This window comes from Natronobacillus azotifigens (assembly GCF_026805325.1).
GTDB classification, from domain to species: domain Bacteria; phylum Bacillota; class Bacilli; order Bacillales; family Amphibacillaceae; genus Natronobacillus; species Natronobacillus azotifigens.
This window is the reverse complement of record NZ_JAPRAT010000031.1, coordinates 22,462-46,046: the sequence shown is the minus strand read 5'-3', so window position 1 is coordinate 46,046 and position 23,585 is coordinate 22,462. Positions and strand designations below refer to the sequence as shown.

24 protein-coding genes and 1 pseudogene are annotated in these 23,585 nt (G+C 37.4%); 15 read left to right on the top strand and 10 right to left on the bottom strand.

The window, feature by feature from the left end:
• The first annotated feature begins 506 nt into the window (after positions 1-506).
• On the top strand, positions 507-1,979 hold the full coding sequence (locus OWO01_RS13765; protein WP_268781040.1) for a sodium-dependent transporter: 1,473 nt from the start codon (positions 507-509) through the stop codon (positions 1,977-1,979).
• A gap of 21 nt (positions 1,980-2,000) precedes the next feature.
• Entirely contained in the window at positions 2,001-2,099 is a 99-nt protein-coding gene (locus OWO01_RS13760) for a methionine/alanine import family NSS transporter small subunit (protein WP_268781039.1), read from the top strand.
• Between the two features lie 166 nt (positions 2,100-2,265).
• On the opposite strand, the gene OWO01_RS13755 is transcribed toward OWO01_RS13760, so the two are convergent.
• Positions 2,266-3,225, bottom strand: coding sequence for a M23 family metallopeptidase (locus OWO01_RS13755; RefSeq protein WP_336284284.1), 960 nt, complete (start codon positions 3,223-3,225; stop codon positions 2,266-2,268).
• A gap of 183 nt (positions 3,226-3,408) precedes the next feature.
• On the opposite strand from OWO01_RS13755, the gene OWO01_RS13750 reads away from it, so the two are divergent.
• Positions 3,409-3,684, top strand: coding sequence for a YutD family protein (locus tag OWO01_RS13750; protein WP_268781038.1), 276 nt, complete (start codon positions 3,409-3,411; stop codon positions 3,682-3,684).
• A gap of 48 nt (positions 3,685-3,732) precedes the next feature.
• On the opposite strand, the gene OWO01_RS13745 is transcribed toward OWO01_RS13750, so the two are convergent.
• Positions 3,733-4,242, bottom strand: a complete 510-nt coding sequence (locus tag OWO01_RS13745; protein ID WP_268781037.1) for a phosphatidylglycerophosphatase A family protein — start codon at positions 4,240-4,242, stop codon at positions 3,733-3,735.
• 339 nt (positions 4,243-4,581) lie between these two features.
• Here OWO01_RS13745 and OWO01_RS13740 point away from each other — a divergent pair, with 339 nt between their 5' ends.
• From OWO01_RS13740 to thrB, 3 genes are read left to right on the top strand one after another with little or no spacing between them, the layout of a single operon-like run.
• A complete protein-coding gene (locus tag OWO01_RS13740) occupies positions 4,582-5,874 on the top strand; it encodes a homoserine dehydrogenase (RefSeq protein WP_268781036.1) in 1,293 nt (430 codons plus the stop codon).
• A gap of 2 nt (positions 5,875-5,876) precedes the next feature.
• On the top strand, positions 5,877-6,938 hold the full coding sequence (gene thrC, locus OWO01_RS13735) for a threonine synthase (RefSeq protein WP_268781035.1): 1,062 nt from the start codon (positions 5,877-5,879) through the stop codon (positions 6,936-6,938).
• Positions 6,935-7,819, top strand: coding sequence for a homoserine kinase (gene thrB / locus OWO01_RS13730; protein ID WP_268781034.1), 885 nt, complete (start codon positions 6,935-6,937; stop codon positions 7,817-7,819). Before thrC ends, thrB begins: the two co-directional genes overlap by 4 nt.
• A gap of 174 nt (positions 7,820-7,993) precedes the next feature.
• Here the strand turns inward: thrB and OWO01_RS13725 are convergent, their stop codons facing one another.
• Entirely contained in the window at positions 7,994-8,215 is a 222-nt protein-coding gene (locus tag OWO01_RS13725) for a NifU family protein (RefSeq protein ID WP_268781033.1), read from the bottom strand.
• 246 nt (positions 8,216-8,461) lie between these two features.
• Here OWO01_RS13725 and dapF point away from each other — a divergent pair, with 246 nt between their 5' ends.
• The 3 genes from dapF (at position 8,462) to OWO01_RS13710 (ending at position 11,495) form a co-directional block, all read left to right on the top strand.
• Entirely contained in the window at positions 8,462-9,325 is an 864-nt protein-coding gene (dapF, locus tag OWO01_RS13720) for a diaminopimelate epimerase (RefSeq protein WP_336284283.1), read from the top strand.
• 75 nt (positions 9,326-9,400) lie between these two features.
• Positions 9,401-9,760 (top strand): HesB/IscA family protein, encoded by a 360-nt coding sequence (locus OWO01_RS13715; RefSeq protein ID WP_268781032.1) that lies wholly within the window; start codon positions 9,401-9,403, stop codon positions 9,758-9,760.
• A gap of 256 nt (positions 9,761-10,016) precedes the next feature.
• A complete protein-coding gene (locus tag OWO01_RS13710; protein WP_268781031.1) occupies positions 10,017-11,495 on the top strand; it encodes a protein adenylyltransferase SelO in 1,479 nt (492 codons plus the stop codon).
• 815 nt (positions 11,496-12,310) lie between these two features.
• Here the strand turns inward: OWO01_RS13710 and OWO01_RS13705 are convergent.
• A pseudogene (locus tag OWO01_RS13705) lies at positions 12,311-12,520 on the bottom strand (FAD-dependent oxidoreductase); the annotation flags it as partial.
• Positions 12,521-12,693: 173 nt separating this feature from the next.
• On the opposite strand from OWO01_RS13705, the gene OWO01_RS13700 reads away from it, so the two are divergent.
• Positions 12,694-13,188: a hypothetical protein gene (locus tag OWO01_RS13700; RefSeq protein WP_268781030.1), complete on the top strand. Its 495-nt coding sequence runs from the start codon at positions 12,694-12,696 to the stop codon at positions 13,186-13,188.
• A 456-nt stretch (positions 13,189-13,644) separates the two neighbouring features.
• Here the strand turns inward: OWO01_RS13700 and OWO01_RS13695 are convergent, their stop codons facing one another.
• Positions 13,645-14,634, bottom strand: coding sequence for an NAD(P)/FAD-dependent oxidoreductase (locus OWO01_RS13695; RefSeq protein ID WP_268781029.1), 990 nt, complete (start codon positions 14,632-14,634; stop codon positions 13,645-13,647).
• A 165-nt stretch (positions 14,635-14,799) separates the two neighbouring features.
• On the opposite strand from OWO01_RS13695, the gene OWO01_RS13690 reads away from it, so the two are divergent.
• On the top strand, positions 14,800-15,990 hold the full coding sequence (locus OWO01_RS13690) for an NAD(P)/FAD-dependent oxidoreductase (RefSeq protein ID WP_268781028.1): 1,191 nt from the start codon (positions 14,800-14,802) through the stop codon (positions 15,988-15,990).
• A gap of 89 nt (positions 15,991-16,079) precedes the next feature.
• Positions 16,080-16,940: a 3D domain-containing protein gene (locus tag OWO01_RS13685; protein ID WP_268781027.1), complete on the top strand. Its 861-nt coding sequence runs from the start codon at positions 16,080-16,082 to the stop codon at positions 16,938-16,940.
• A gap of 367 nt (positions 16,941-17,307) precedes the next feature.
• Here OWO01_RS13685 and OWO01_RS13680 read toward each other — a convergent pair whose 3' ends face one another.
• The 3 genes from OWO01_RS13680 to deoD all read right to left on the bottom strand — a co-directional run bounded on the left by OWO01_RS13680 (position 17,308) and on the right by deoD (position 19,514).
• The gene (locus OWO01_RS13680; protein WP_268781026.1) at positions 17,308-17,781 is read right to left on the bottom strand and encodes a divergent PAP2 family protein; all 474 of its coding nucleotides are present in this window, start codon (positions 17,779-17,781) and stop codon (positions 17,308-17,310) included.
• Positions 17,782-17,943: 162 nt separating this feature from the next.
• Positions 17,944-18,537, bottom strand: a complete 594-nt coding sequence (locus tag OWO01_RS13675; protein ID WP_268781025.1) for a biotin transporter BioY — start codon at positions 18,535-18,537, stop codon at positions 17,944-17,946.
• 269 nt (positions 18,538-18,806) lie between these two features.
• Positions 18,807-19,514 (bottom strand): purine-nucleoside phosphorylase, encoded by a 708-nt coding sequence (gene deoD, locus OWO01_RS13670; protein WP_268781024.1) that lies wholly within the window; start codon positions 19,512-19,514, stop codon positions 18,807-18,809.
• 258 nt (positions 19,515-19,772) lie between these two features.
• Here deoD and OWO01_RS13665 point away from each other — a divergent pair, with 258 nt between their 5' ends.
• Positions 19,773-20,036, top strand: a complete 264-nt coding sequence (locus tag OWO01_RS13665) for a phosphocarrier protein HPr (protein WP_268781023.1) — start codon at positions 19,773-19,775, stop codon at positions 20,034-20,036.
• Between the two features lie 480 nt (positions 20,037-20,516).
• Positions 20,517-21,107: a superoxide dismutase family protein gene (locus OWO01_RS13660; protein ID WP_268781022.1), complete on the top strand. Its 591-nt coding sequence runs from the start codon at positions 20,517-20,519 to the stop codon at positions 21,105-21,107.
• A 13-nt stretch (positions 21,108-21,120) separates the two neighbouring features.
• Here the strand turns inward: OWO01_RS13660 and OWO01_RS13655 are convergent, their stop codons facing one another.
• Positions 21,121-22,308, bottom strand: coding sequence for a MalY/PatB family protein (locus OWO01_RS13655; RefSeq protein WP_268781021.1), 1,188 nt, complete (start codon positions 22,306-22,308; stop codon positions 21,121-21,123).
• Positions 22,309-22,533: 225 nt separating this feature from the next.
• Between OWO01_RS13655 and yugI the strand changes: the two genes are divergently transcribed.
• Positions 22,534-22,908, top strand: a complete 375-nt coding sequence (gene yugI / locus OWO01_RS13650; protein ID WP_268781020.1) for a S1 domain-containing post-transcriptional regulator GSP13 — start codon at positions 22,534-22,536, stop codon at positions 22,906-22,908.
• A 420-nt stretch (positions 22,909-23,328) separates the two neighbouring features.
• On the opposite strand, the gene OWO01_RS13645 is transcribed toward yugI, so the two are convergent.
• The gene (locus tag OWO01_RS13645) at positions 23,329-23,568 is read right to left on the bottom strand and encodes a DUF378 domain-containing protein (RefSeq protein WP_268781019.1); all 240 of its coding nucleotides are present in this window, start codon (positions 23,566-23,568) and stop codon (positions 23,329-23,331) included.
• Between the last annotated feature and the right edge of the window lie 17 nt (positions 23,569-23,585).

Genomic DNA, 23,585 nt, shown 5'->3' with positions numbered 1-23,585 from the left:
AGTGACACGCTTTACAGCCAGTTATATTAAATGCTTTTTTCTAGCTGCGAAAGTTGAGTAAATTACTAATAACAGGTGATCTTATTATTGATCATCTGTTATGTTTTTTCCGACAAAAAAGACAGAGAATGATTATCCCGGAGCAACCGTCCGTAAGACTCCCACTTCAAAACAACGAGATACTAAGTTGTTTAAGTGGGAGTAACGGACGCCAGCACCCCGAATGGTTCAACTAACAATCAGTGGGGGAATACCTAAAAACCCCCACTGATTGAAGTTTCACTTTATTAGTCGGTTGATTTCCTTTAGTTATTGATCAATTGATTCCCTTTTAGACTTATATAATTTACCTTTGACAGCGATAGTTTGACTCGTTATAATCAATAAAGTCAGAATAAATTAAAAATTTACAACATTACCGTTTTTACAGCATAGAATAGCAAAAAATACATAGTAGTACGTATTCTTGGTGTTAGGTTTTTTGTAAGTGAAAGGGGAGTTTTTTGATGGAAGATCGTTCACAATGGGGAACAAGGTTAGGTTTCCTTCTTGCAGCGATGGGTTCAGCAATCGGTTTAGGAAACATTTGGCGTTTTCCTGCAACGGCTTATGCAAATGGAGGGGGGGCATTTTTTATCCCATATTTGTTTGCGTTAATAACGGCAGGTATCCCAATGTTAATTATGGAATATACAATTGGACACAAGTACCGTAGTTCTGCTCCACGTTCGTTTAAACGAATTAGCAAGGGTATGGAGTGGCTGGGATGGTGGCAAGTTGCGATCTCTTTTATTATTTCGACTTATTATCCAGTCATTGTTGCTTGGGCAGTAATGTATGCTTACTTTTCAATTGGACAAACATGGGGAAATGATCCAGAAGGATTTTTCGCGGTAGATTTCTTACAAGTTTCGGAAGCCGGAGTATTTGGATCCATGGTACCAACTGTTCTCTATCCTTTATTGGCTATTTGGATTATTGTCTTTATTATTTTATTCCGTGGTGTGAAAAAAGGTATTGAGCTTGCGAATAAAATCTTTATTCCTTTATTAATTCTTAGTTTCTTATTAATTGTTATTCGTGCGGTTACTTTACCAGGAGCGTTAGCGGGATTAGACGCTTTCTTTGCACCAGATTGGTCAACAATTCGAGATGGCTCAGTTTGGGTAGCAGCTTATGGACAAATTTTCTTTAGTCTATCGATTGCGTTTGCAATCATGATTACTTTTTCTTCTTATTTACCAAAAAAATCTGATATTACTAACAATGCGTTTATTACTGGTTTTGCCAATTCATCATTTGAATTGTTAGCAGGTATTGGTGTTTTTGCTGCGTTAGGATTCATGTCTTCTCAAATAGGGGAACCAATCTCTGATGTAGTAAGAAGTGGGGTAGGTTTAGCGTTTATGGTCTTTCCAGCGATTATTAGTGAAATGCCCGCTTCTGGATTCTTTGGTGTATTATTCTTTGGGTCACTTGTTTTAGCTGGTCTGTCCTCTATGGTGTCTATTTCCGAAACGTATATTGCAGGGATTCAGGAGAAATTTAATTTTTCTCGAAGAACGTCTGTAATTATAGGTACTGGGGCAGCAGCTATTCTATCTTTATTTTTTGCGAATCAAGGTGGACTAAATTTATTAGATACAGTTGATTATTTTATAAATAACTATGGTGTTGCTTTAGTAGGATTATTTGAAGTTCTTGCTATCGGCTGGTTTGCTCGGGAATTAAAAGCATTACAATCACATGCGAATGGTGTGTCTGATATTATGATTGGTACTTGGTGGAGGTTTTCTATAGCTGTTATTACCCCGGCAGTATTGGGTTATATGATGTTACAAAATCTTCGTACAGATATGATGAGCAATTATGAAGGATATCCAATGGAATTTCTATTTAATTTTGGTTGGATGGTCGCGTTAGGGGCTATGTTCTTTGGTGCTTTAATGACCATGAAAAAATGGCCGAATGAAAAATAAAGTCAGAAAGGAGTAAATTCGATGTCAGGTCCTGCAATTGTTATGATGATTATCGGTATTTTAATTATATGGGGAGGATTAGCTGTGAGTATTACTCATGCAGTAAAATCTTCAAAATAAGATAAACGGGGAAAACCACCTGGTTCTTTAAAAACAATTAGAAGCTATGTTTGTAAGGCGTTGATGGTGACAAGCTAACCCGTGTCACATCAATAAAAAACGTATGCTTTCCTATCTTATAAAAAAATGCTCCACATCCGTAGCGGGTGTGGAGCATTTTTTCTAATTAACGATTTCTTGATTCTTTCTCCCAAGCACGTAAGGATGGATAAGGATCGTGTGCCCATTCGTTTGTTCCATTGTCTTTGTACATGCCATAATGTAGATGGGGTGGGAATTTTCCCGATGTACCTGGAGGGCCATATCCTGAGGAACCAACCGATCCGATAATATCACCTGGTTGTACTACATCTCCAACGGACAGATCATCAGAAAATCCGTGTAAGTGTGCGTAATAATGATACGTATTATTTATATCACGTATCCCGATTCTCCAGCCACCGTATCTATTCCATCCCTTGATTTCAACCACTCCATATGATGTAGCTCTGACTGGTGTTCCGTAACCCGCAAAAATGTCTGTGCCTTCATGAATTCTTCGACCACCAAAACCTCGTGCATCTCCCCACGTATTTTTATAGCTATAATTATAATTTAAGGGAACGGGGAATTCATGCTCGGTAAGCTCAGTCGTGTTGAATGTGCGATAAACTTTTGCTGTTTGCACGATCGTTTTTACCGTTAAGGATCGTTGGTAATACTCCCATAACGCGATCTTAATATCTGGTTCAGTAATGCCATATTGTCGGATATACATGGCTAATGTATAAAGAGCGTCTTCATCGTTCATTGGATCTGCTTGATTATTTCCGGTACCATCTTGACCAATTCCTTGGAATAATCCAATAATTCGACTGTCTGTTATATGATCAATATTTTCAAGTCCAAACCATAATGAGTCTGGAAAAGTAATCGATGTAATCCTCTCTTCTGACTTTTCTGAAGTGTTTCTTTCATATTGATCGATAGCGGCCAAATAGTACCAAGGCACTTGAGTTAAGGCCTCTGTCTTTTGATATAGTGCCATTCTTTCATCAAATGTTGATGAATCAGCAGCTACTACCAACAATTCTGCAGAAAGAAACAAAAAACAAGTGAGAATGAGAATTGTATAATATCTTTTCACGATGGCGATTCACTCCTAGTGTCCGTGATAATCTTATTGTGTACAAATGAACGGAAATAATAGAAGGTAATGATCACCATATTTTTGTTTCACCACAAGACACTAGTCCTAGACACAACTCCTGTGTTAAAATATAGCTATTCTGAACGAAAGTTAGTTTTTTTAGGAGAAGGAGAAAGTCAAATGATTGAAATAGAAGGACAATGCTATGAAGTAATTGAAGAAGCGAAAGATGGTTTTGATCAAAAAGCTTTTACAGAGCGTTATAGTGATATTTTGGCAAAATATGATTTTATTGTTGGAGATTGGGGCTACGAACAATTGCGTTTAAAAGGCTTTTATGATGATCAAAATACAAAAGCTAGCTTTGATACAAAGGTGAGTACTGTCGATGATTATCTTTACGAGTATTGCAATTTTGGTTGTGCTTATTTTATTGTAAAGCGCATCGATAAGTAAAAAATAGCTGATCATAATGGTTTCCCTTTGATCAGCTATTTCGAACAATTAGTCTAGATCTTCATCATGTGCAACGCTATGCGCTAGCCTGCTTGAAGCGGATGCTGCGATCGCACCAACAATGTCATCTAAAAACGTATGACATTTACCGGTTGATTTATCGTTTAGTTTTTTTAATATGCCGGGTTTTTCTTTGTCTATGTATCCATAGTTGGTGAACCCGATGGAACCATAAACGTTGACGATGGAAAGCGCAACAATTTCATCTACACCATACAAACTTTCATCAGTATCAATAATCTCTTGTAGGGGTGAGCTTAGTTTGTTTTGCTCGGCCAATACATCGAGTTGAATACCAGTAATAACAGCGTTTTGAACTTCACGTTTTCGAAGTACTTTGTCAACATTTGCTATGCAATCTTCCATTTTCAGTTCATCATGATATTGTGCTTGTAAAAAATAGACGAGCTCTCCTATATCTTGTAACGTTACCCCGCGTTCCGTTAACCATTCACGGGCTTTTTTTTCAAGTTCTGTTTTCGGTTGTCTTTCTGTCATGATATCCCATCCAATCCATGTATTTTCACTGTCTTTATAGTATACCCTTTGCCTAAATTTCTCAAACGATTTATCCCGGATCAATCGCCCGTAAGGTCTCCCACTGATTGAAGTTTCACATTATTTTCCTGCTTCTTGATAAGTAATACGAATTATAAGGTTCTAAAAAAGCAAATTTACCCTACTCTAATCCTATGTAAAATATCTTGAGAAATTAAAGCAATGTATTTTTTCAGAAATTTAAGTCAATTAGTGCTTGAATAAGCCGAGATTGAAAGGTATAATGTCCACTATAGATAAACATATGTACTTTTTGAAAATACAGGGGGAGGCGTAAAGATGGATAAAATTCGTGTAGGTTTATGTGGTTTAGGTACAGTAGGGACTGGTGTAGTAAAAGTTTTGGAAAGTCACCAAGAGCAAATTAAACACAAATTAGGGTGTGAGATTGAAATCAATAAAATCCTCGTTAATGATTTAGATAAACCGCGTGATATTGTAATTGATCGAAGCTGGTTAACGAATGATCCAGGTGAGCTTGTTGAAAATGAAGCGATTGATGTAATAATTGAAGTAATGGGTGGTATTGAAGATACCAATCAATTAATGGAACGAGCAATCCAAAATAAAAAACACATTGTAACAGCCAACAAAGATTTGATGGCTGTTCATGGACAGAAATTACTACGTCTAGCAAAGGCAAATCATTGTGATATTCTTTATGATGCTAGTATTGCTGGTGGTATTCCAATCGTTCGTACCTTAGCAGACGGTCTTGCTTCCGATCATATTGAAAAAATCATGGGAATCGTTAATGGTACAACGAATTATATTATGACAAAAATGACGGATGAAGGACTTCCTTTTGATCAAGTCTTGAAAGAAGCACAAGATCTAGGATTTGCGGAGGCTGATCCGACTTCTGATGTCGACGGACTAGATGCTGCGAGAAAAATGACGTTATTAGCGAATTTAGCTTTTAAAATGGAGCTGAATTTAGACGATGTTGATGTTACCGGAATTCGTAATGTCACGCAAGACGATATTAATTTTGCAGAGAGCTTAGGTTATACGATCAAACTAATCGGAATCGCGTCGATGGATAACTCAAAAGCAGAAGTAAGTGTGGAGCCAACATTATTGCCGAAAGACCATCCGCTTGCATTAGTTAAAAATGAATTTAATGCTGTATATGTACACGGTGAGGCTGTAGGAGAAACGATGTTTTACGGACCAGGTGCAGGTAGTTTACCAACTGCAACAGCTGTAGTATCTGATTTAATGGAAGTGGTTCGGAATATTCGTCTAGGCATTAGTGGAAACACGTATATTGATCCACAGTTTGAACGACAGTTAAAGGATTACAATGAAAAATTTTCTCGTCATTTTATTCGTTTAGAAGTAAATGACCAAGCAGGGGCATTCCAAGAAATTACGAATGTTTTCTCTGATCAAGCAGTTAGTTTTGCGAAGATTTTGCAACTACCAGCAGAAAAAGAAGGTACAGCAGAAATCGTTATGGTTACACATAAAATCAGTCAAGAACAGTTATTAAAGAGTTTAGCAGAATTAGAAAAATTAACAGTTGTTATACGGATGATTAGTCATTACCGTGTGGATGGGGAGGAATAAGTATGGCTTGGCAAGGACTATTACAAGAATATAAAGAATATTTACCTGTGGGAGAGAAAACGCCATTAATTAGTTTACATGAGGGAAATACTCCACTAATAAAATTAGAAAATTTATCAAAAAAATATCAAGTCGAGGCATATGCCAAAGTCGAGGGAATTAATCCTACTGGTTCTTTTAAAGATCGTGGTATGGTGATGGCAATGGCAAAAGCGATTGAATCTGGTTCAAAGACAGTTATTTGTGCATCGACTGGTAACACTTCCGCTTCTGCAGCAGCTTTTGCAGCTCGTGCGGGATTACGCTGTATTGTTGTTATTCCTGAAGGTAAAATTGCTCAAGGGAAGTTAGCGCAGGCTGTTATGTATGGTGCAGAGATCTATTCAATTCAAGGAAATTTCGATGATGCATTACGTATCGTTCGAAAATTAGGCGAACACGAGGATATTACGTTAGTAAACTCGGTGAATCCATATCGGATTGAAGGACAGAAGACGGCAGCATTTGAGGTTTGTGATGTGTTAGGAAAAGCACCTGACTACTTATTTATTCCAGTTGGGAATGCAGGGAATATCACTGCGTACTGGAAAGGTTTTAAAGAATATAATGAGCAAAAGCAAACGGGTTTACCCAAAATGATGGGGTATGAAGCAAGTGGTGCAGCAGCAATTGTTCACGATCGTATCTTTGAAAATCCTGAGACTGTCGGTACGGCAATCCGTATTGGTAATCCAGCAAGTTGGAAACAAGCAGTAGCTGCGCGCGAAGAATCGAATGGTACAATCGATGAAATTACAGATGAGCAAATGATTGAGGCTTATCAATGGATGGCAGCAAATGAAGGGATTTTTGCTGAACCAGCATCGAACGCTTCAGTAGCAGGATTATTTAAAGCGTTAGAAGAAGGGAAAGTAGAGAAAGGTGCTCAAGTGGTTTGTGTATTAACCGGTAATGGGTTAAAAGATCCGAACACTGCTATTGAGTATAGCGACGTAAAACCTCGTGTACTACCAAACGATGAAGAAGTAGTGATGAAGGAAATCGTCGGTAGTGTTACGCTATGAGTTGGCAAATTAAAGTTCCAGCAACAACGGCAAATCTAGGGGCTGGCTTTGATTCGATTGGCGTAGCGCTAAATCTTTATTTGATTTTGGATATAAAACAAGCAGATCAATGGGAATTTGTCCCACGATCTGCTTGTCTTGAAGGTATTCCAGAAGATGAATCGAATTTAATTTATCAAATTGCGGATCAAACAGCAAAGCAATTTTCAAACAAATTATTACCAACTTGTCGTGTTGAAATGACAAGCGATATTCCGTTAGCACGTGGATTAGGTAGTAGCGCAACCGCCATTGTAGCAGGCATTGAATTAGCAAACCAACTTCTAAAATTGGAGTTAACCAATCATGATAAATTGCAGTTTGCAACCGAAATTGAGGGACATCCAGATAATGTTGCCCCATCGATTCTCGGTGGATGTGTCATTGGACACTTCGATCAAACACTAGCTTCGATTCGCGTTCCGATTGATGATTTAATTTTTCTTGCTGCGGTTCCGGAATTTGAATTGAAGACATCAGATGCGAGATCTGTATTACCTGCATCATTTGCCTATCCAGAAAGTGTCCAGGCGAGCAGTGTGGCAAATGTTAGTGTCGCTGCAATTTGTCAACAGAACTGGTCGTTGCTTGGAAAAATGATGAAAAAGGATAGGTTTCATCAACCATATCGTAAGGAACTTATTCCGCATTATGATGCGTTAGTTTCCCTCCTTGAAAAGGATGCCTACGGGATCTTTTTAAGTGGAGCGGGTCCGACAATGATTGCATTAACAACACAAGCGAAAGTGGATGAGCATTTAGCTGATTGGAAAGTAAAATTTCCAGAGTTAACGTGGTTACCTCTGGAAGTTGAAAATCATGGAGTAAGGGTAATTCAATAAGCGAAAACACTCAGCAAACTTTTGCTGAGTGTTTTTAATGGGAGTTCTATAAGTTTGTTTCAAGATAAGAAAGTGCGTCGCATGACAAGCGCTTGCTTGTCATCACCACGCCCACCTAATTTTTCTATATCTAAATTATTTCAAAAGGACCGAGTGGTGTTTGCTCGGTTGTAATTAAAATACTTGTTCGATTTCCTGTACACCAGGAACTTCTGCTACAAGTGCGCGTTCGATCCCCGCTTTTAACGTAATGGTTGAGCTAGGACAGTTTCCACACGCTCCCATTAAGCGAAGACGTACGATGCCATCTTCTACTTCTACAAGTTCTACGTCGCCACCGTCGCGTAGTAAGAATGGACGTAATTTATTTAAAACTTCTTGTACTTGTTCTTGCATCATCCATCTGCCCCTTTCTATATTCCTTTTGTTAGTATAACATTTTTTTCGAAAAAATCTAACTAAAGAATTGATGAGATCCGCTATTTTCAATATTTCCCCCAAAGCAAACATCTGTTAGACTCCCACTTTAAAATAATAAGAATGTTGGCATCATGCTTAATAGTTTTCAGTTAGGTCTATTTATACTATAATAAATGAATATGTACGCAAAAATGCATGAATGAAGTGAGTCTGGAGGAGATAATGTTGAGAAGAATTCCTTTTACGAAGATGCATGGGCTTGGTAATAGTTATATTTATATTAATCAGTTTGAAGTAGACATAGATGAAAAAGAACTAACGCAATTAGCAATCGATGTGGCAAATAAAAACACAGGGATTGGTTCAGATGGACTTATTCTAATCCATCCAAGTGATCAAGCACCGTTAGGAATGAGAATTTTCAATAAAGATGGTTCTGAGGGCAAAACTTGTGGTAATGGATTACGATGTGTCGCTAAATATGCGTATGAACACAAATTAGTGGACCAAAGAGTGTTTATGATTGAAACGAAAGCTGGTAATGTTACTGCTGAGGTTCATGGTTCGGAAGATTTTATTACACAGGTAACCGTAGACATGGGGGAACCTATCTTGAATCGATCAAAAATTCCTATGCTTGGTTCTGACGACGGTCAAGTTATTGAGGAGAAATTTGAGGTCGTTGATCATCAGCTAGAACTTACTGCTGTCTCGATGGGAAATCCACATGCGATTTTCTTTGTGCCAGATATAGAGCAAGCTCCATTACAGGAATTAGGTCCTGTAATTACAGATGATCAACGGTTTCCTGAATCGGTTAATGTTGAATTTGTAGAGGCAGTGACTGAAAAAGAGTTGCATTTTCGTGTTTGGGAACGTGGATCTGGAATTACAGAAGCTTGTGGAACGGGTGCTTGTGCTGCAGTTGTTGCTGCAATTTTAACCAATAGAGCTGCACGCGATCAAGAAGTGACTGTTCATTTAAGCGGAGGAGATTTACTGATTCGATGGGCAAATGACGGTCGTGTTTGGATGAGTGGGGCAGCGGATACGATTTGCGATGGTGAATTTATTTGGGATAAGTAGTTTCAAGCTATTTATTTGATACGATAAATAATTGCGAGTATACTTGGTAATAATGAATCGTAAGGAGGAGTTATTGTGGTTTTAACAATTACGGATAATGCGCGTTTACAAATAGAAGAAATGATGAAGGAAGAAGACCAAGAAAATGTACGGTTGCGATTCGGTGTAAAAGGCGGCGGTTGTAGTGGTCTTTCTTATTCGTTAGGTTTTGACTATAGTGTAAATGAAGATGTAGATCTTACAGAAGAAATTAACGGGGTACCTGTTATCATCTCAAAACAAGACATTCCTGTTATTAATGGCACAACGATTGATTTCAAACAAAATATGATGGGTGGCGGATTCACCATTGACAATCCCAATGCGATTGTCTCTTGTGGCTGTGGTTCATCTTTTAAAGCGAAAGAACGAGAAGGTTCACCAGAGAATTGCTAGAAGTGCTAACCCGTTTCAGCCCGATGACAGCTGAAGCGGGTTATTTTGTTATGTGAAAATCAGTTATTTCTAAATAAAGGGAAACTTTAATCGATGGCGGTTCGTTTCCTCTATTGTGTTAGCTTTAAAGGTTGTCATAAAGACCTTTGAAGCTTCAGGTGTTAGTGCCCGTTGCTCCGGGATAACTGATTATAAGAAGGGGATAATACGCTAGAAACGAGTTAATCGTAATTAAATCAAAAGGAGGAGAGTAACTATGAGTGAAAATAAAGAGATGGGTTGGAATTTTGGAAATACGTATATACACTTGCCTGAAACTTTTTATGCTCACGTTAAACCAACCCCTGTTCGTTCCCCACAATTAATTTTGTTTAATGAACGATTAGCTGAAAGTTTGGGGTTGAACTCTCAAATGACCCAGTCAAACAATGCAGTGGAGATATTTGCAGGAAATCACTTACCGCCTAATGCTTCGCCACTTGCTCAAGCTTACGCGGGTCATCAATTCGGACATTTTACTATGTTAGGTGATGGTAGAGCAATATTACTTGGTGAACAGATTACGCCTCAACAAGAGAGGTATGATATACAATTGAAAGGTTCTGGGCGAACTCCTTATTCTCGTGGCGGAGATGGTCGGGCAACCCTAGGGTCAATGATAAGAGAATATATTATTAGTGAGGCGATGCATGGATTGGGCATCCCAACAACAAGAAGTCTTGCAGTTGTTACAACTGGAGAAGATGTATTTCGTGAAACGGCACTTCCTGGTGCGGTGTTGACGAGAGTATCTGCTAGTCATCTTCGTGTTGGAACGTTTGAATACGCGGCTAAGTGGGGGGAGAAAAACGAGTTACAGCAAATTGCTGACTATACAATAGAACGACATTTCCCTCACCTAAAAGAAACAGAAAACAAATACCTTTCCTTACTAAAAGAAGTCATTCATCAGCAGGCAAAGTTAATTGCTAAATGGCAATTGGTTGGTTTTATTCATGGTGTGATGAATACCGATAACATGGCGATCAGTGGAGAGACAATTGATTATGGCCCTTGTGCGTTTATGGATCAATATGCTCCGGATACCGTGTTTAGCTCGATTGATCGCCAAGGTCGCTATGCTTATAAAAATCAACCGGTTATCGGAGGCTGGAATCTTGCCCGATTTGCAGAAGCGTTGTTACCTCTATTGGATCAAAACGAAGAGAAAGCCCTAAAGATGGCACAAGATGCAGTATCTAAATTTCCATCCTTGTATCATACCGCTTGGCTAGCAGGTATGAGAAAGAAATTCGGGCTGTTTAATGAGGAAGACGAAGACGAGTTCTTAATCAAATCTTTCCTTCAATTGATGCAAGAGAATAATGCTGATTTTACCAACACATTTGTTGGTTTAACCGTTGGCGATGATTTTATTTCAGAGAATAGCATTGATTTTTTTCATACTGATGAATGTAAAACATGGACCAAGAAGTGGGAAGAGAGACTTGATCGACAACAGTTATCAAAACAAGAGATTCATCAACGAATGAAACAACATAACCCAGCGGTTATTCCGCGTAATCACCGAGTAGAAGAGGCGATAGAAGCTGCAGTGGAAAAAGAAGATCATAAGGTGATGGAGAACTTACTTCGATCACTATCCAAACCATATGCTTACTTACCTGAGCAAAAGGAATATACGAAATTGCCCCCAGCTACGAATTGTCGTTATCAAACATATTGTGGCACATGATTGCTTCAAGAATAGAGAATGTTAATTGATTAGGTGCTTTCTCAAGAATATACGAGAAGAAAGTACCTTTGTTAATAAAGTGAAACTTCAATCAGTGGGGGTTTTTAGATATGTCCCTGCTGATTGTTAGCCCTAAAGGATGCCGTGAAAGCCTTTGAAGCCTTCAAAGTGCTAGCGTTTGTTACTCCCACTTGAACAACTGTAATTTTCTTGTTGTTTTGAAGTGGGAGTCTTACGGACGGTTGCTACAGGATAAAATGGGATATGGTATCGGCTATTATTCTTAAAAGGTAACAACCCCCAATCAAACCGCTTCAATCGAACATAAACTGCGAAAGAAGTAGTTAACACCTGCCCATATGGATATAAATTTCACTACTGATTTAAAAAAATTTGAAATTCTCAACAATGGATAAGCCAATTAGTTATTTTATTGATTATAAAAGAATAGATTAAATCATCGGTGATGGATCATCCGCTTATCTTTTCACGAAAGAAGGTAGATAAATGCTCTATCCAGCTGTACTTGTAACATCGTATGTTTTCTTTCTTTCTTTAGTCGTTGTTTTATTACGAACATTACTTAATAAAACCTGAATCACAACAAAAACCCTACCTTTTACTTCAGGCAGGGATTTTTCATTTTATAAAAGATAAGAAAGTATAGAATTTTTGGTTCTATGCCGGTGTTTTTAGGTGTTTTATCTTTAAAATAGATGCAACACATATCTCAGAGAGCATGGTGGTTTGCTTTCCCGGTTTTTCTTAAAATTATCATCTAATTTCACTTTAGTTAGCAAAAATACTTATTTGTTTTACTCAAACATACTTGTCGAATGCTTTGGTTGAACCTTAGCATCTGGCTTTAAATAGGCAATCGCATTATTAATAGCAGTTGGTCCTTCACCGAACCCAGTTGCGATTAAGTTGATTTTTCCTGGATAGCTACAAATGTCACCAGCGGCATAGATACCTTCTACCGTCGTTTCCATTTTCGAGTTGACTTCGATGCTGTTTTTATTAATCGATCGCAAAAAGCAAGTGCTTGACTTTACGCGTTGAGGTGAAGAGAGTTTATTTAATGAAATTTATTAATAAAACCTTTACTTTGTAAAATAATGGTATTATAATATATTCATAGGTATTTTTTAGGTTATTTTTTAAGTGATTCCAAAAAAATATAAAAAAGAGTGTTGAGATGAAAATACTTAAACGTATTAAACTATCAATATTGCTATTTGTTTTATTACTATTTGTTGTCCCCTCTAGTATTTTTGCAGCCGGCACGGGTGATGATCCAAAACCAACAAAAAATATTCCTACAACAGAAGATTTAAGGGAACTTGAAAGGAAATCTACTTTAGTTGAAAATCATTTATCAAACCAATATACAATCAGTGCAAATGGAGAAATGAAAACTCTTGGGGTTACAGCCTTTAAACAATCTACAGGATATTGGTGTGGACCTGCAACAGTAAAGCAAGTAATACATTTCTTTAGAAATATTTCTGGCACACAACAATTCTATGCTGATAGGCTAGGAACAACAACAGCAGGTACAGATTTTTCAAAGATACCAGGTGTATTAAATTCCTACCAAACTGAGAATAGATATATTTATCAATCATATAATTCAAATGAATTTTTGTCATGGAGATCAGCCCTAATTTTATCCCGGAGCAACCGTCCGTAAGACTCCCACTTCAAAACAACGAGATACCAAGTTGTTTAAGTGGGAGTAACGGACGCTAGCACCCCGAATGGTTCAACTAACAATCAGTGGGGGAATACCTAAAAACCCCCACTGATTGAAGTTTCACTTTATAAGATAGGAAAATTTTTGTTGATATGCCATGAATTAGGAGTTTTATTTTTAAATAGATGCAAAAGATTTTCTCGTATAACAGTAGGGTCTGATGGTTGCTTTCCCATAAGTAAAACGACAGATAACCATTCATGGTCATCTGTCGTTTTACTTATGGGAAAGTGTCACGCTATAGCGTGACATGACAAGCGTTCGCTTGTCACCATCAGCCCCTTACAAAATATAGCTTCTTATTGTTTTTTAAAAGGACCGAGTGATATTCCCGGTTTTTCTTAAAATTATCATCTAATTTCACTTTTTAGCTAGTATAAATACTTATTTGTTTTACTCAAACATACTTGTCGAATGCTTTGGTTGAACCCTAGCATCTGGCTTTAAATAAGCAATTGCATTATTAATAGCAGTTGGTCCTTCACCGAACCCAGTTGCGATTAAGTTGATTTTTCCTGGATAGCTACAAATGTCACCAGCGGCATAGATACCTTCTACCGTCGTTTCCATTTTCGAGTTGACTTCGATGCTGTTTTTATTAATCTCTAGTCCCCAATTTTTGATTGGACCTAAAGAAGAAATAAAGCCATAATTTACAATTACATCATCGACATCAATTGTTACTTTTCGTTCTCCCTTTACTTCGCTGACTTTTACTTGTTCTATTCCATCTGTACCAAGAAGTGCTTCTGGAACAAAAGGTGTTAAAATATTTACATTAGACTGCTGTAATTTCTCAACAGTGTGCTCATGGGCACGAAAATTTTCCCGACGGTGAATAATTGTTACTTCCTTCGCGATAGGTTCAAGCATTAGAGCCCAATCAACGGCAGAATCTCCGCCACCAAACAAGACAACGCGCTTGTCTTTAAACTGCATCATATTATCGACAAAATAATGAAGGTTACGACTTTCATATGCCTCAGCTTCTTTTAGTCCAAGCTTTCTTGGCTGAAAAGCACCATTTCCTGCTGTTATAATAATCGTTCTTGAATAGTGTTCACCTGTAGTTGTTACAAGTTTAAATGTACCGTCACTTAATCGTTCTACCTCTTCTACCTCTTCATTTAAACAGATACTAGGTTCAAACTTATGTAACTGGTCATGCAAATTATTGATTAAGTCTTGTGCCCGAACTTTAGGAAATCCAGCAATATCATAAATATATTTCTCTGGATATAAAGCACTCAACTGACCACCAATGTGTGGTAAGCTTTCGATAATCTTCACACTAGCCTGTCTTAATCCCCCGTAAAAAGCGGTGAATAACCCAACAGGGCCAGCACCGATGATCGTTACATCATATATCTTTTGTTCTTCCATCCTGTAATCCTCCTAAATCTACATTAACAATGTAATCCATATTCTATCATAAATGATCAGAAAGAAGTAACCTTGGTGCTTTTTGAGTTGAAATATTGTGAAAAACGGTCTAAGATTAAAATATTACAAATTTGTGACTTTTTTAAAAAGGATGGGTGTGATTACTTGAGAAAACCCAAAATTGTAATTCTAGGTGCAGGTTATGCAGGGATAACTACAACTGTAAGACTGCAAAAGAAACTCCATCCAAAAGATGCTGAAATTATTTTGGTGAATAAGCATGACTATCATTATCAAACAACATGGTTGCATAAGAATGCTGTCGGTAAATTAAATAACGAACAGACAAAGTTTTCTCTTCATCAATTGATCGATCAGAAAAAAGTACAATTCATTAAGGATACTGTTCAGTCCATAGACGTTAAAGAGAAGAAAGTTTACGGAAAAGATCAGATCTTTACCTATGATTATCTTGTTGTTGCTTTAGGATCAGAGATTGATACTTATCAAATTCCTGGATTAAAAGAACATGCTTTTTCTATTAACACATTAGTTTCTGCTACGCGATTATCTGCGCATTTAGAAACTGAGTTTCTTCAATTTAGTCAAACAAATCAAGAAACCTTTCCAATTGTTGTCGGAGGTGGTGGTTTTACCGGTGTAGAATTGTTGGGAGAGTTAACGGAGCGCTTGTCTTCTTTATGTGAAAAATACCAGATTGACCCGAAAAAAATAAAATTGCAATGTGTAGAGTCAGAATCTACCGTGTTACCAGAGTTTGATTTAGAACTAGGGGAATATGCGATGCAAAAATTGGAGGCACGCGGTGTTGAATTTAGACTAGGTATCACGATAAAGTCTGTCGCTACCGATCAAATTAAAATCGAACAAGCTGGTTTAATTGAAGATATTCCTGCAAGGATCTTTATTTGGACTGCAGGTGTAAGAGGAAATCGAATTATCGAAGAATCGGATCTTCCTACTAATGAAAGTAAAGTGGAAGTTGATGCTCACTTGACTGCGCCTGGATATCCGAATGTTTTTGTTATTGGTGATGTTGCTAGTGTTCGTGATTCAGAAGGTAAACCATACCTTCCTAATGCCAATATCGCTATGCAAAAAGCTATCATTTGCGCTCGTAATATTGTTGCATTACTAAAAGGAAAACAGGAAATGCAAGATTTCACCTTCCGTAATTTTGGCACGATCGCCTCTTTAGGAAAGAGAGATGCTATCGGTGTTGTCTTTCGCAATAAAAAAATATTTGGTTGGACTGCTTCCTGTTTAAAAACACTAGTGAACTATTTTGTTCTTTATGAAATTGGTGGATTAAAACTTCTCTTCACAAAGCGATGATTTGTAGTGGTAATGTTTAGATAACTAGTATCATGTATAATTCCTAACCATTTTGGAAATGCTGACCCAATAGAAAGGGTTGATAAAAAATGGTTAGGTTAAAACATTGTTGTCGCTTCATTGCCGTCACAGTTCTCTTTGTGTTTGCCTGCTATACCACTTTTACAGCAATTACGAACGTTTCTGCTAATGAAGTGTTTCAGACTGTCATGAGTCTATCAGATGAACAACCGATAGTTGCAGAACCACTAAAACAAGTTTCATTAGTTGAAAAAAATATTACCATGAAGACAATAAAAGAAAATTATTTTTCATTAGAAAAAATAGAAGAACCAAAATCGGAACGAGAGTTAGAACCAGAAGTAGATTTGGTAACCACATTAGAAGCAGAACATATTGAACCAGATATGAAATTAGATGAAGAATCAGAAATAGAATTGAATATAAATCCAGATTCAGAAATAGAACAAGAATTTGAAGAAGTGCTAGAACAGTCAGAACGAGAGGAAGACTCAGAACCACGAATTGAAGATGTGGTTGATTTTTCGGAATATCCAACAGTAACTGTTATTGCAACAGGTTACACAGCTGGTTATGAATCAACAGGGAAAAACCCTGATCATCCAGCTTATGGTATTACTTTTTCTGGAGTGGAAGTTATCCGTGATTTATATTCAACTATTGCTGCCGATCTATCCCTTTATCCACTAGGAACGATTTTTTATATTCCTGGTTATGGGTATGGGGTTGTCGCAGACAAAGGTAGTGCGATCAAAGGCCATAAATTGGATTTGTACTATCCAACAGTTGAAGAGGTCTATGAAAACTGGGGAAAAAGAGAAGTCGAAGTTTACCTGATTGAGCGCGGGTCAGGAGAAATAACGATAGATGCATTAAAAAGGTTGAACGAAACAGAAGCTTTACAAGTGTTTCGTCAGCAAATAGAATAAAGAACAAAACGCAGAGCGCGGTTAATAAAGTAGTTTTGTAACTGGATTGAATCAATGGAGATGAGAGAACGGTAAATTATGACATGACGTTGACTGCTTCGAGAAGTTAACCAAAAATTTCATCCCGCATCAACCGTCCGTAATACCCCCACTTCCAAACAACGGGAATATCAAGTTGTTTAAGTGGGAATAACGGACGCTAGAACCCTGAAGGCTTTAAGAGCCTCTAGGGCTAACAATCAGTGGGGAATGCCTAAAAACTCCCACTGATTGAAGTTTCACTTTCTCCCTTAGTAACTAAAAAAGAGCCTTCGTGAGGCTCTTTTTGCATGTTAGGATAATTATTATAGATAACGATTATCTTTCCTTAAAATAAAGGATAACTAATAAGCGCTAAAACGATCCCTGTTAGTCCACCAAAGAATACTTCAATAGGTTGATGGCCCAATAATTCTTTAAGCTCTTGTTTTTTTTCATATTCCTCTTTTTTAGACCAAACTTTTGCCTCTTCAATAAAATATTGAAAGTCTTTCACCAACATATTTAGTAAAATTGCTTGTTCTCCAGCTTGTCTTCTAATTCCCGTTGCATCGAACATAATAATAATGCTGAAAATACAAGAAGCTGCAAATAACCCAGATGAAAGTCCATGCTCCATCCCAATTGCGGTTGTTACAGCAGCCACTGCCGCTGAGTGACTACTAGGCATTCCACCCGTACTAAAGGCTAACCCTGGCTTGAATTCTTTTGTGGCAATAAAATGGATAGGGACTTTGACCCCTTGTGCAAAAAATATAGCAAATAATGCTACAATTAAAGGGAAGTTTTCAAACAAAGCCAACCTTCATTCATCCTCTCTGTTTGTAACCTACATTAGATGTCAGGCATTGATTTGTGTTCTTTTACCCATTATAGCATAGTATTTGACCGAGTGTAATGTATCCGCATTGGTAAAGAAAGACTCTACACGGTGTGAAAAGCTAAATCGACCTGTCCTTTGAAGTTAATGAGTGTTTAAGCGAATTTGCTTTGGAATTCTATTGACGATCTTACACATGAGAACGGCAGCAATCAATGCAACGAAAATATCTTTAATAAAGAATGGAGTCATACTGATCCAAGTAGTCGAATAGGAGATCGTTAACCCTAACCACGTATTCATCGCAATAAACATATAATGAACACCGATCAAATAGTTGACCAGCACGCCAACAGTTGCAATAAAAAATCCTTTGCTAAGCGTGAATGGAATAAGACGTTCACTTAACCAACCAGTAACATAAGCAACGACAAGAAATGACAATAGAAATCCACCCGTATAGTCAAACAAAACAAATAATCCAGCTTGCATCTGGGCGAAAACAGGTACACCAGCTAATCCAGTCAATAGATAGGCTGTCATAGAAAGTAAGCCTAACTTCTTTCCAAGCATAAGCCCAGCTAAAATGGCAAAAAACGTTTGTAAAGATAACGGAACAGATACTCCGCCAATAGGTATTGCTAAAAACGGAAACCATATAACAATATTTGCCCCAATCGCCATTAAACAAACAAATATTGCTCCATAACTTAGTTGCAATGCAGATATTTTCCCCATATTTCTCCTCCTCATACTTACCTAACCATTGTTAACCATTATTTTTATAGGTTAACAATGGTTAGATGAAAAAGCAAGCATAGCTTGCTTTTTTTGTTTATCCCGAAGCAACCGTCGGCAAGACTCCCATTTCAAAACAACGAGAACACCAAGTTGTTTAAGAGGGAGTAAACGGACGTTAGCACCCCTAAGGCTTCAAGTGCCTTGAGGTCAGCTTTTAGGACTAACAATCAGTGTGAAATACCTAAAAACGCTCACTGATTTAAGTTTCATTTTACTGCTGATTCTAAGGCAACTTCGATCATGTCATTGAAAGTCGTTTGTCTTTCTTCGGCTGTTGTTTCTTCTCCAGTAATAATGTGATCAGACACGGTTAATATGGCCAATGCTTGACGGTTAAATTTAGCAGCTAATGTATATAGGGCTGTTGCTTCCATTTCTACAGCTAATACTTGATATTTAGCAAGCAAGGCAAACAATTCACTTCCGTTATCTCGATAGAAGCTATCACTTGTAAAGACGTTGCCGACACGCAATGCTAATCCTTTGTCGATGCCAGTATCATACGCTTTCTTTAATAGTTCGAAGTTTGCTGTTGGGGCATAGTCAATACCACCAAATACCATGCGGTTCATTTGAGAATCTGATGTTGAACTTTGAGCAAGTATAACGTCTCTTACCTTTACGTCTTTTTGTAAGGCACCACACGTACCGACACGGATTAATTTTTTTACATCATAACTCTGAATCAATTCGTTAACATAAATAGAGATCGAAGGAACCCCCATTCCCGTTCCTTGCACAGAGATTCGCTCTCCTTTGTATGTACCGGTATAACCATACATGCCGCGTACCTCATTATAAAGAACAGGATCGTCAAGAAAAGTTTCTGCAATATATTTTGCTCGTAACGGGTCACCTGGTAATAAAATAGTATCGGCAATTTCCCCTTTTTTTGCACCAATATGAACGCTCATATGTTATAACCTCCTATGTAAACATTTGTACAGATAAATTTATCATAATGAAAAATAGAATACAAATGTTTCTCAACTTATGTGAAATGGAAAAAACTATGAAAACGCTCTAATTATTATCGCTTATCTATTTATTCCGTTAAACATTTCGTATATAATAGGTGTAAGTTAGTTATTTCGCCTACTTTTTTATAATATTATAGGAAAGAAAGTGAAAAAGACTAAATAAATACTGAAAATCAGTCGGGAGGAAATCGGATGAAAGAGCAAAAATTCACCATTACAGATGATACTGGAATTCACGCGCGACCAGCAACATTGTTAGTAAATAAAGCAGGGCAATATGAATCTCATATTGAAATGCACTATAATGGAAAGACTGTTAACTTAAAATCAATTATGGGTGTTATGTCACTAGGTGTGCCAAAAGGTGCAAACATTACCATTACTGCTGAAGGCGCAGATGAAGAACAAGCTATTGCAGGAATTGCTGAATCTATTCGTGAACAATTAGGAGAATAAATAAAAAAAGCTAGAATATTCTAGCTTTTTTTGTTTGAGTATTTTTATCCTGAAAAAACTTCCGTAAGACTTCTGCATCAAAATAACAAGAAAAATCAAAGTTTCTGCGGGAGCAACGTACGCCAGCGCAACAAATGGTCAAGAACGTTATAAAAAAGCTAACAAAAGTATGCCTAAATTCCAGTTAATTTGGTTCACTCACCTTTCATGCAAAATATCGGTTATTAAATATTTACCATTCGTACATACTAAGTTACATATACTTAAAACAACACTTTCCTCTCGGTACCCCTCTCATTGAATGGTGTGATCAACGGAGGTGTAAAGAAGCGAATCGTCCAGAAACGAATCAGTAGAAAACCATCCAGATTGATTTTTGTCACTTTCTTGAAGTAAGTGTCCGAGTTAAGGGCCTTTAGGTCAATCTAGGAAAATCCCCACTGATTGATTGAAGTTTCAATTTATGAAAGGTGTGTAGGTATGCGTAAATATCTTTTTTTTGTTTTTGTTCTATTGTTGTTTAGTGGCTGTGCTACAGAAAATGTATCTCCGCTAACAGTTACTATTTATAATGATGCTAGTGACGCGATCGGAACGGCGGTACTAACAGAAGAAGGTGGAGATGTTACGATAGAATTATCGGTTGAAGGCTTATCTCCAGGTTATCATGGTATCCATATTCATGAATATGGAGCTTGTGATCCTCCTGATTTTGAAACAGCCGGGAGCCACTATAATCCTGAGGATAAAAAACATGGTCTTCTTCATCCGGAAGGTGCTCATATGGGTGATTTACCGAATATTCTCGTAGATGATGATGGTAGTGCAGAAGCGGAGTTAGTTGTTAGAGGTGCAAGTTTAACGGATGGAAAGTATTCTTTATTAGAAGGAGACGGAACATCGATTGTTATTCATGAAGATCCAGATGACGGGTTAAGTCAACCGGCAGGTGATGCGGGAAGAAGAATTGCTTGCGGAAAAATCACACTTTCTAATCAAGAAAATGATGAAGCGGAGGAAGAACCGACCGACCCATCAGAGACCGAAGACGAAGAAGAAGAGGAAGACTAATTATTCCTCTTCTTTACGTTTTTAATCGACGTTCTTCGCTATTGTCTAATGCTTCTAGAATTTTGTTGACTCCTTGTTGCACGTAGCTCGTTGGGCTAGCAATATTTATTCTCATAAAACCTTTGCCCTCGGTTCCGAATGTCATACCATCGTTTAAACCAACTTTAGCTTCTTCTTGCATAAATCGCTTGATTTCATTATGTGTGCGATTCATTCCTCTGCAGTCTAACCAGATTAGATACGTCCCTTCTGGTTTGGTTGCTTTGATTTGTTTGCAATCTTTAAAGGCATCGATAACGAAATCGCGATTCACTGTCAAGAGGTCTAGTAATTCATTTAACCATTCTTTGCCCTCATGATAAGCAGCTTCTAAGGCAGTGATTCCAAGTGTGTTAAGCATATGAAGACCATATTTGTGTAGCATTTGCGTCATTGCTCTTCGCATAGCTTTATTAGGAACGATTGCGTAAGAAATTTGTAATCCTGCTAAATTAAATGTTTTTGTTGGTGACATACATGTAATTGTTCGATTGTTTGTTGATTCGTTTAGCGAACTAATTGGAATATGTTTTGCTTCATCAAAAGTAAGATCTGCATGGATTTCATCAGAAAATAAGAGAACATCATATTGATCGCACAACAAAGCTATTTTTTTTAATTCTTTTTCTGTCCAAACCCGCCCAACTGGATTATGTGGGTTACATAAAATAAATGCTTTTACTCCTTGTCTGAATTTTTCTTCAAGATCTTCAAAGTCCATCGTATAGTAACCATCTTGCTCGATTAAAGAATTGGTCACTAGTTTGCGATCATGGTTGTTAATGACATCATAAAATGGTGGGTAGACAGGCGTTTGGATTAATACTTTATCACCTGGATTGGTTTGTGTTAAAACAGCCATATGTAGTGTGGGGATTACTCCTGGACTATAGATGATCCAATCCGTGTCAATCTCCCAATCATGTTGTGTAGAAAGCCATTGTTGAATAACTTGATTTACGTGTGCATCTGTAAAGGTATAACCAAAAATGGCATGATCAACCCGCTCATGGAGAGCTTGCTTAATTGGGGAAGCAATTGGAAGATCCATATCGGCAACCCACATTGGTTGGATATCCTGTGAACCATATAATTTCTCAACCATATCCCATTTGTAAGATCGTGTCTTTTTACGATTTGGCAAAGCTTCAAACAATGTCATTACATGTGCCCCCTTTGTGCAGTATATTTCTATATTGCTAAGCATTATAACATATCAAAACAGAAAATACAGGGATAATTTTCTGAAGGGATAAACTCTCTTGTTTTACTTGTATACAGATAAGTATGTATGCTAAAATTAATAATTGCGTATAAAAGAAATCGGTAAATCAATCATACGTTAGATCATTTCAAATGATGAGAAAAAATAATAGGAGTTGTTAGCATGTCAGAAAAATTTACAGAAGGTCAAGTGTTAGAAGGAAAAGTTACAGGAGTTCAGCCCTACGGAGCGTTTGTCGCTTTGGATGACAATGTTCAAGGGTTAGTGCATATTTCAGAAGTTACTCATGGTTTTGTAAAAGATATTCACGAATTTATCTCTGTTGGAGACGAAGTGAAAGTAAAAATCTTATCGATTGATGAAGAAAAAAATAAATATTCCTTATCTATTCGTGCTACAGAAGAAGCGCCAAAAGAACAACCAAAAGCAAAACAAAGCCAAAGCCAGCCAAAAGTACAGCAAGAAGAACAAGGTTTCAACACGTTAAAAGATAAATTAAGTGAGTGGCTAAAACAGTCAGAAGAAGATAAAAAATAATGATGAAAAGAGCTCTCGGCATAAAGTCGGAAGCTCTTTTTTGTAAGAATAAGCTGTTTTTAGGTGTTTTATCCTTAAATAGATGCAAAAGATTTTCTAGTATAACAGTAGGGTCTGATGATTGCTTTCCCATAAGCAAAACGACAGATGACCATGAATAGTCATCTGTCGTTTTACTTATGGGATGGGAAAGTGTCACGCTCTAGCGTGACATGACAAGCATTCGCTTGTCACCATCAGCCTCTTACAAATATAGCTTATTATTATTTTTTAAAAAGAACTTCCCCGGTTTTTCTTTATCCCGGTGCAACCGTCCCCGGACGCTAGCGCCCCGAATGGTTCAAAGGCCTTTAGGTCATCATTTAGGGCTAACAATCAGTGGGGGAATACCTAAAAACTCCCCCTGATTGAAGTTTCACTTTATGATTCGGTTTGATAACTACGTGTTTCTTTCGCCTCTGGCTCTGTTTTAAACAGTAAAGATAAACAAACTAAACCACTAATTCCTACTAATATATAGATGATACGGGCAAACATCGCTGATTGATCTCCGCCACCAAATACCGTAGCAACTAAATCAAATTGGAAAAAACCAATTAGCCCCCAGTTTATAGCACCAATGATGATTAACGTTAGTGCAGTTCTATTTAATCCATTCATTGTAAGTCCTCCTTTAA

Excerpts from the sequence above, each read along its gene's own strand:
- OWO01_RS13765 (WP_268781040.1), top strand. The coding sequence starts at position 507 with ATGGAAGATCGTTCACAATGGGGAACAAGGTTAGGTTTCCTTCTTGCA.
- OWO01_RS13760 (WP_268781039.1), top strand. The coding sequence starts at position 2,001 with ATGTCAGGTCCTGCAATTGTTATGATGATTATCGGTATTTTAATTATA.
- OWO01_RS13750 (WP_268781038.1), top strand. The coding sequence starts at position 3,409 with ATGATTGAAATAGAAGGACAATGCTATGAAGTAATTGAAGAAGCGAAA.
- OWO01_RS13745 (WP_268781037.1), bottom strand. The coding sequence starts at position 4,242 with ATGACAGAAAGACAACCGAAAACAGAACTTGAAAAAAAAGCCCGTGAA.
- OWO01_RS13740 (WP_268781036.1), top strand. The coding sequence starts at position 4,582 with ATGGATAAAATTCGTGTAGGTTTATGTGGTTTAGGTACAGTAGGGACT.
- thrC (WP_268781035.1), top strand. The coding sequence starts at position 5,877 with ATGGCTTGGCAAGGACTATTACAAGAATATAAAGAATATTTACCTGTG.
- thrB (WP_268781034.1), top strand. The coding sequence starts at position 6,935 with ATGAGTTGGCAAATTAAAGTTCCAGCAACAACGGCAAATCTAGGGGCT.
- OWO01_RS13725 (WP_268781033.1), bottom strand. The coding sequence starts at position 8,215 with ATGCAAGAACAAGTACAAGAAGTTTTAAATAAATTACGTCCATTCTTA.
- dapF (WP_336284283.1), top strand. The coding sequence starts at position 8,462 with ATGTTGAGAAGAATTCCTTTTACGAAGATGCATGGGCTTGGTAATAGT.
- OWO01_RS13710 (WP_268781031.1), top strand. The coding sequence starts at position 10,017 with ATGAGTGAAAATAAAGAGATGGGTTGGAATTTTGGAAATACGTATATA.
- OWO01_RS13700 (WP_268781030.1), top strand. The coding sequence starts at position 12,694 with ATGAAAATACTTAAACGTATTAAACTATCAATATTGCTATTTGTTTTA.
- OWO01_RS13695 (WP_268781029.1), bottom strand. The coding sequence starts at position 14,634 with ATGGAAGAACAAAAGATATATGATGTAACGATCATCGGTGCTGGCCCT.
- OWO01_RS13685 (WP_268781027.1), top strand. The coding sequence starts at position 16,080 with ATGGTTAGGTTAAAACATTGTTGTCGCTTCATTGCCGTCACAGTTCTC.
- OWO01_RS13675 (WP_268781025.1), bottom strand. The coding sequence starts at position 18,537 with ATGGGGAAAATATCTGCATTGCAACTAAGTTATGGAGCAATATTTGTT.
- deoD (WP_268781024.1), bottom strand. The coding sequence starts at position 19,514 with ATGAGCGTTCATATTGGTGCAAAAAAAGGGGAAATTGCCGATACTATT.
- OWO01_RS13665 (WP_268781023.1), top strand. The coding sequence starts at position 19,773 with ATGAAAGAGCAAAAATTCACCATTACAGATGATACTGGAATTCACGCG.
- OWO01_RS13660 (WP_268781022.1), top strand. The coding sequence starts at position 20,517 with ATGCGTAAATATCTTTTTTTTGTTTTTGTTCTATTGTTGTTTAGTGGC.
- OWO01_RS13655 (WP_268781021.1), bottom strand. The coding sequence starts at position 22,308 with ATGACATTGTTTGAAGCTTTGCCAAATCGTAAAAAGACACGATCTTAC.
- yugI (WP_268781020.1), top strand. The coding sequence starts at position 22,534 with ATGTCAGAAAAATTTACAGAAGGTCAAGTGTTAGAAGGAAAAGTTACA.
- OWO01_RS13645 (WP_268781019.1), bottom strand. The coding sequence starts at position 23,568 with ATGAATGGATTAAATAGAACTGCACTAACGTTAATCATCATTGGTGCT.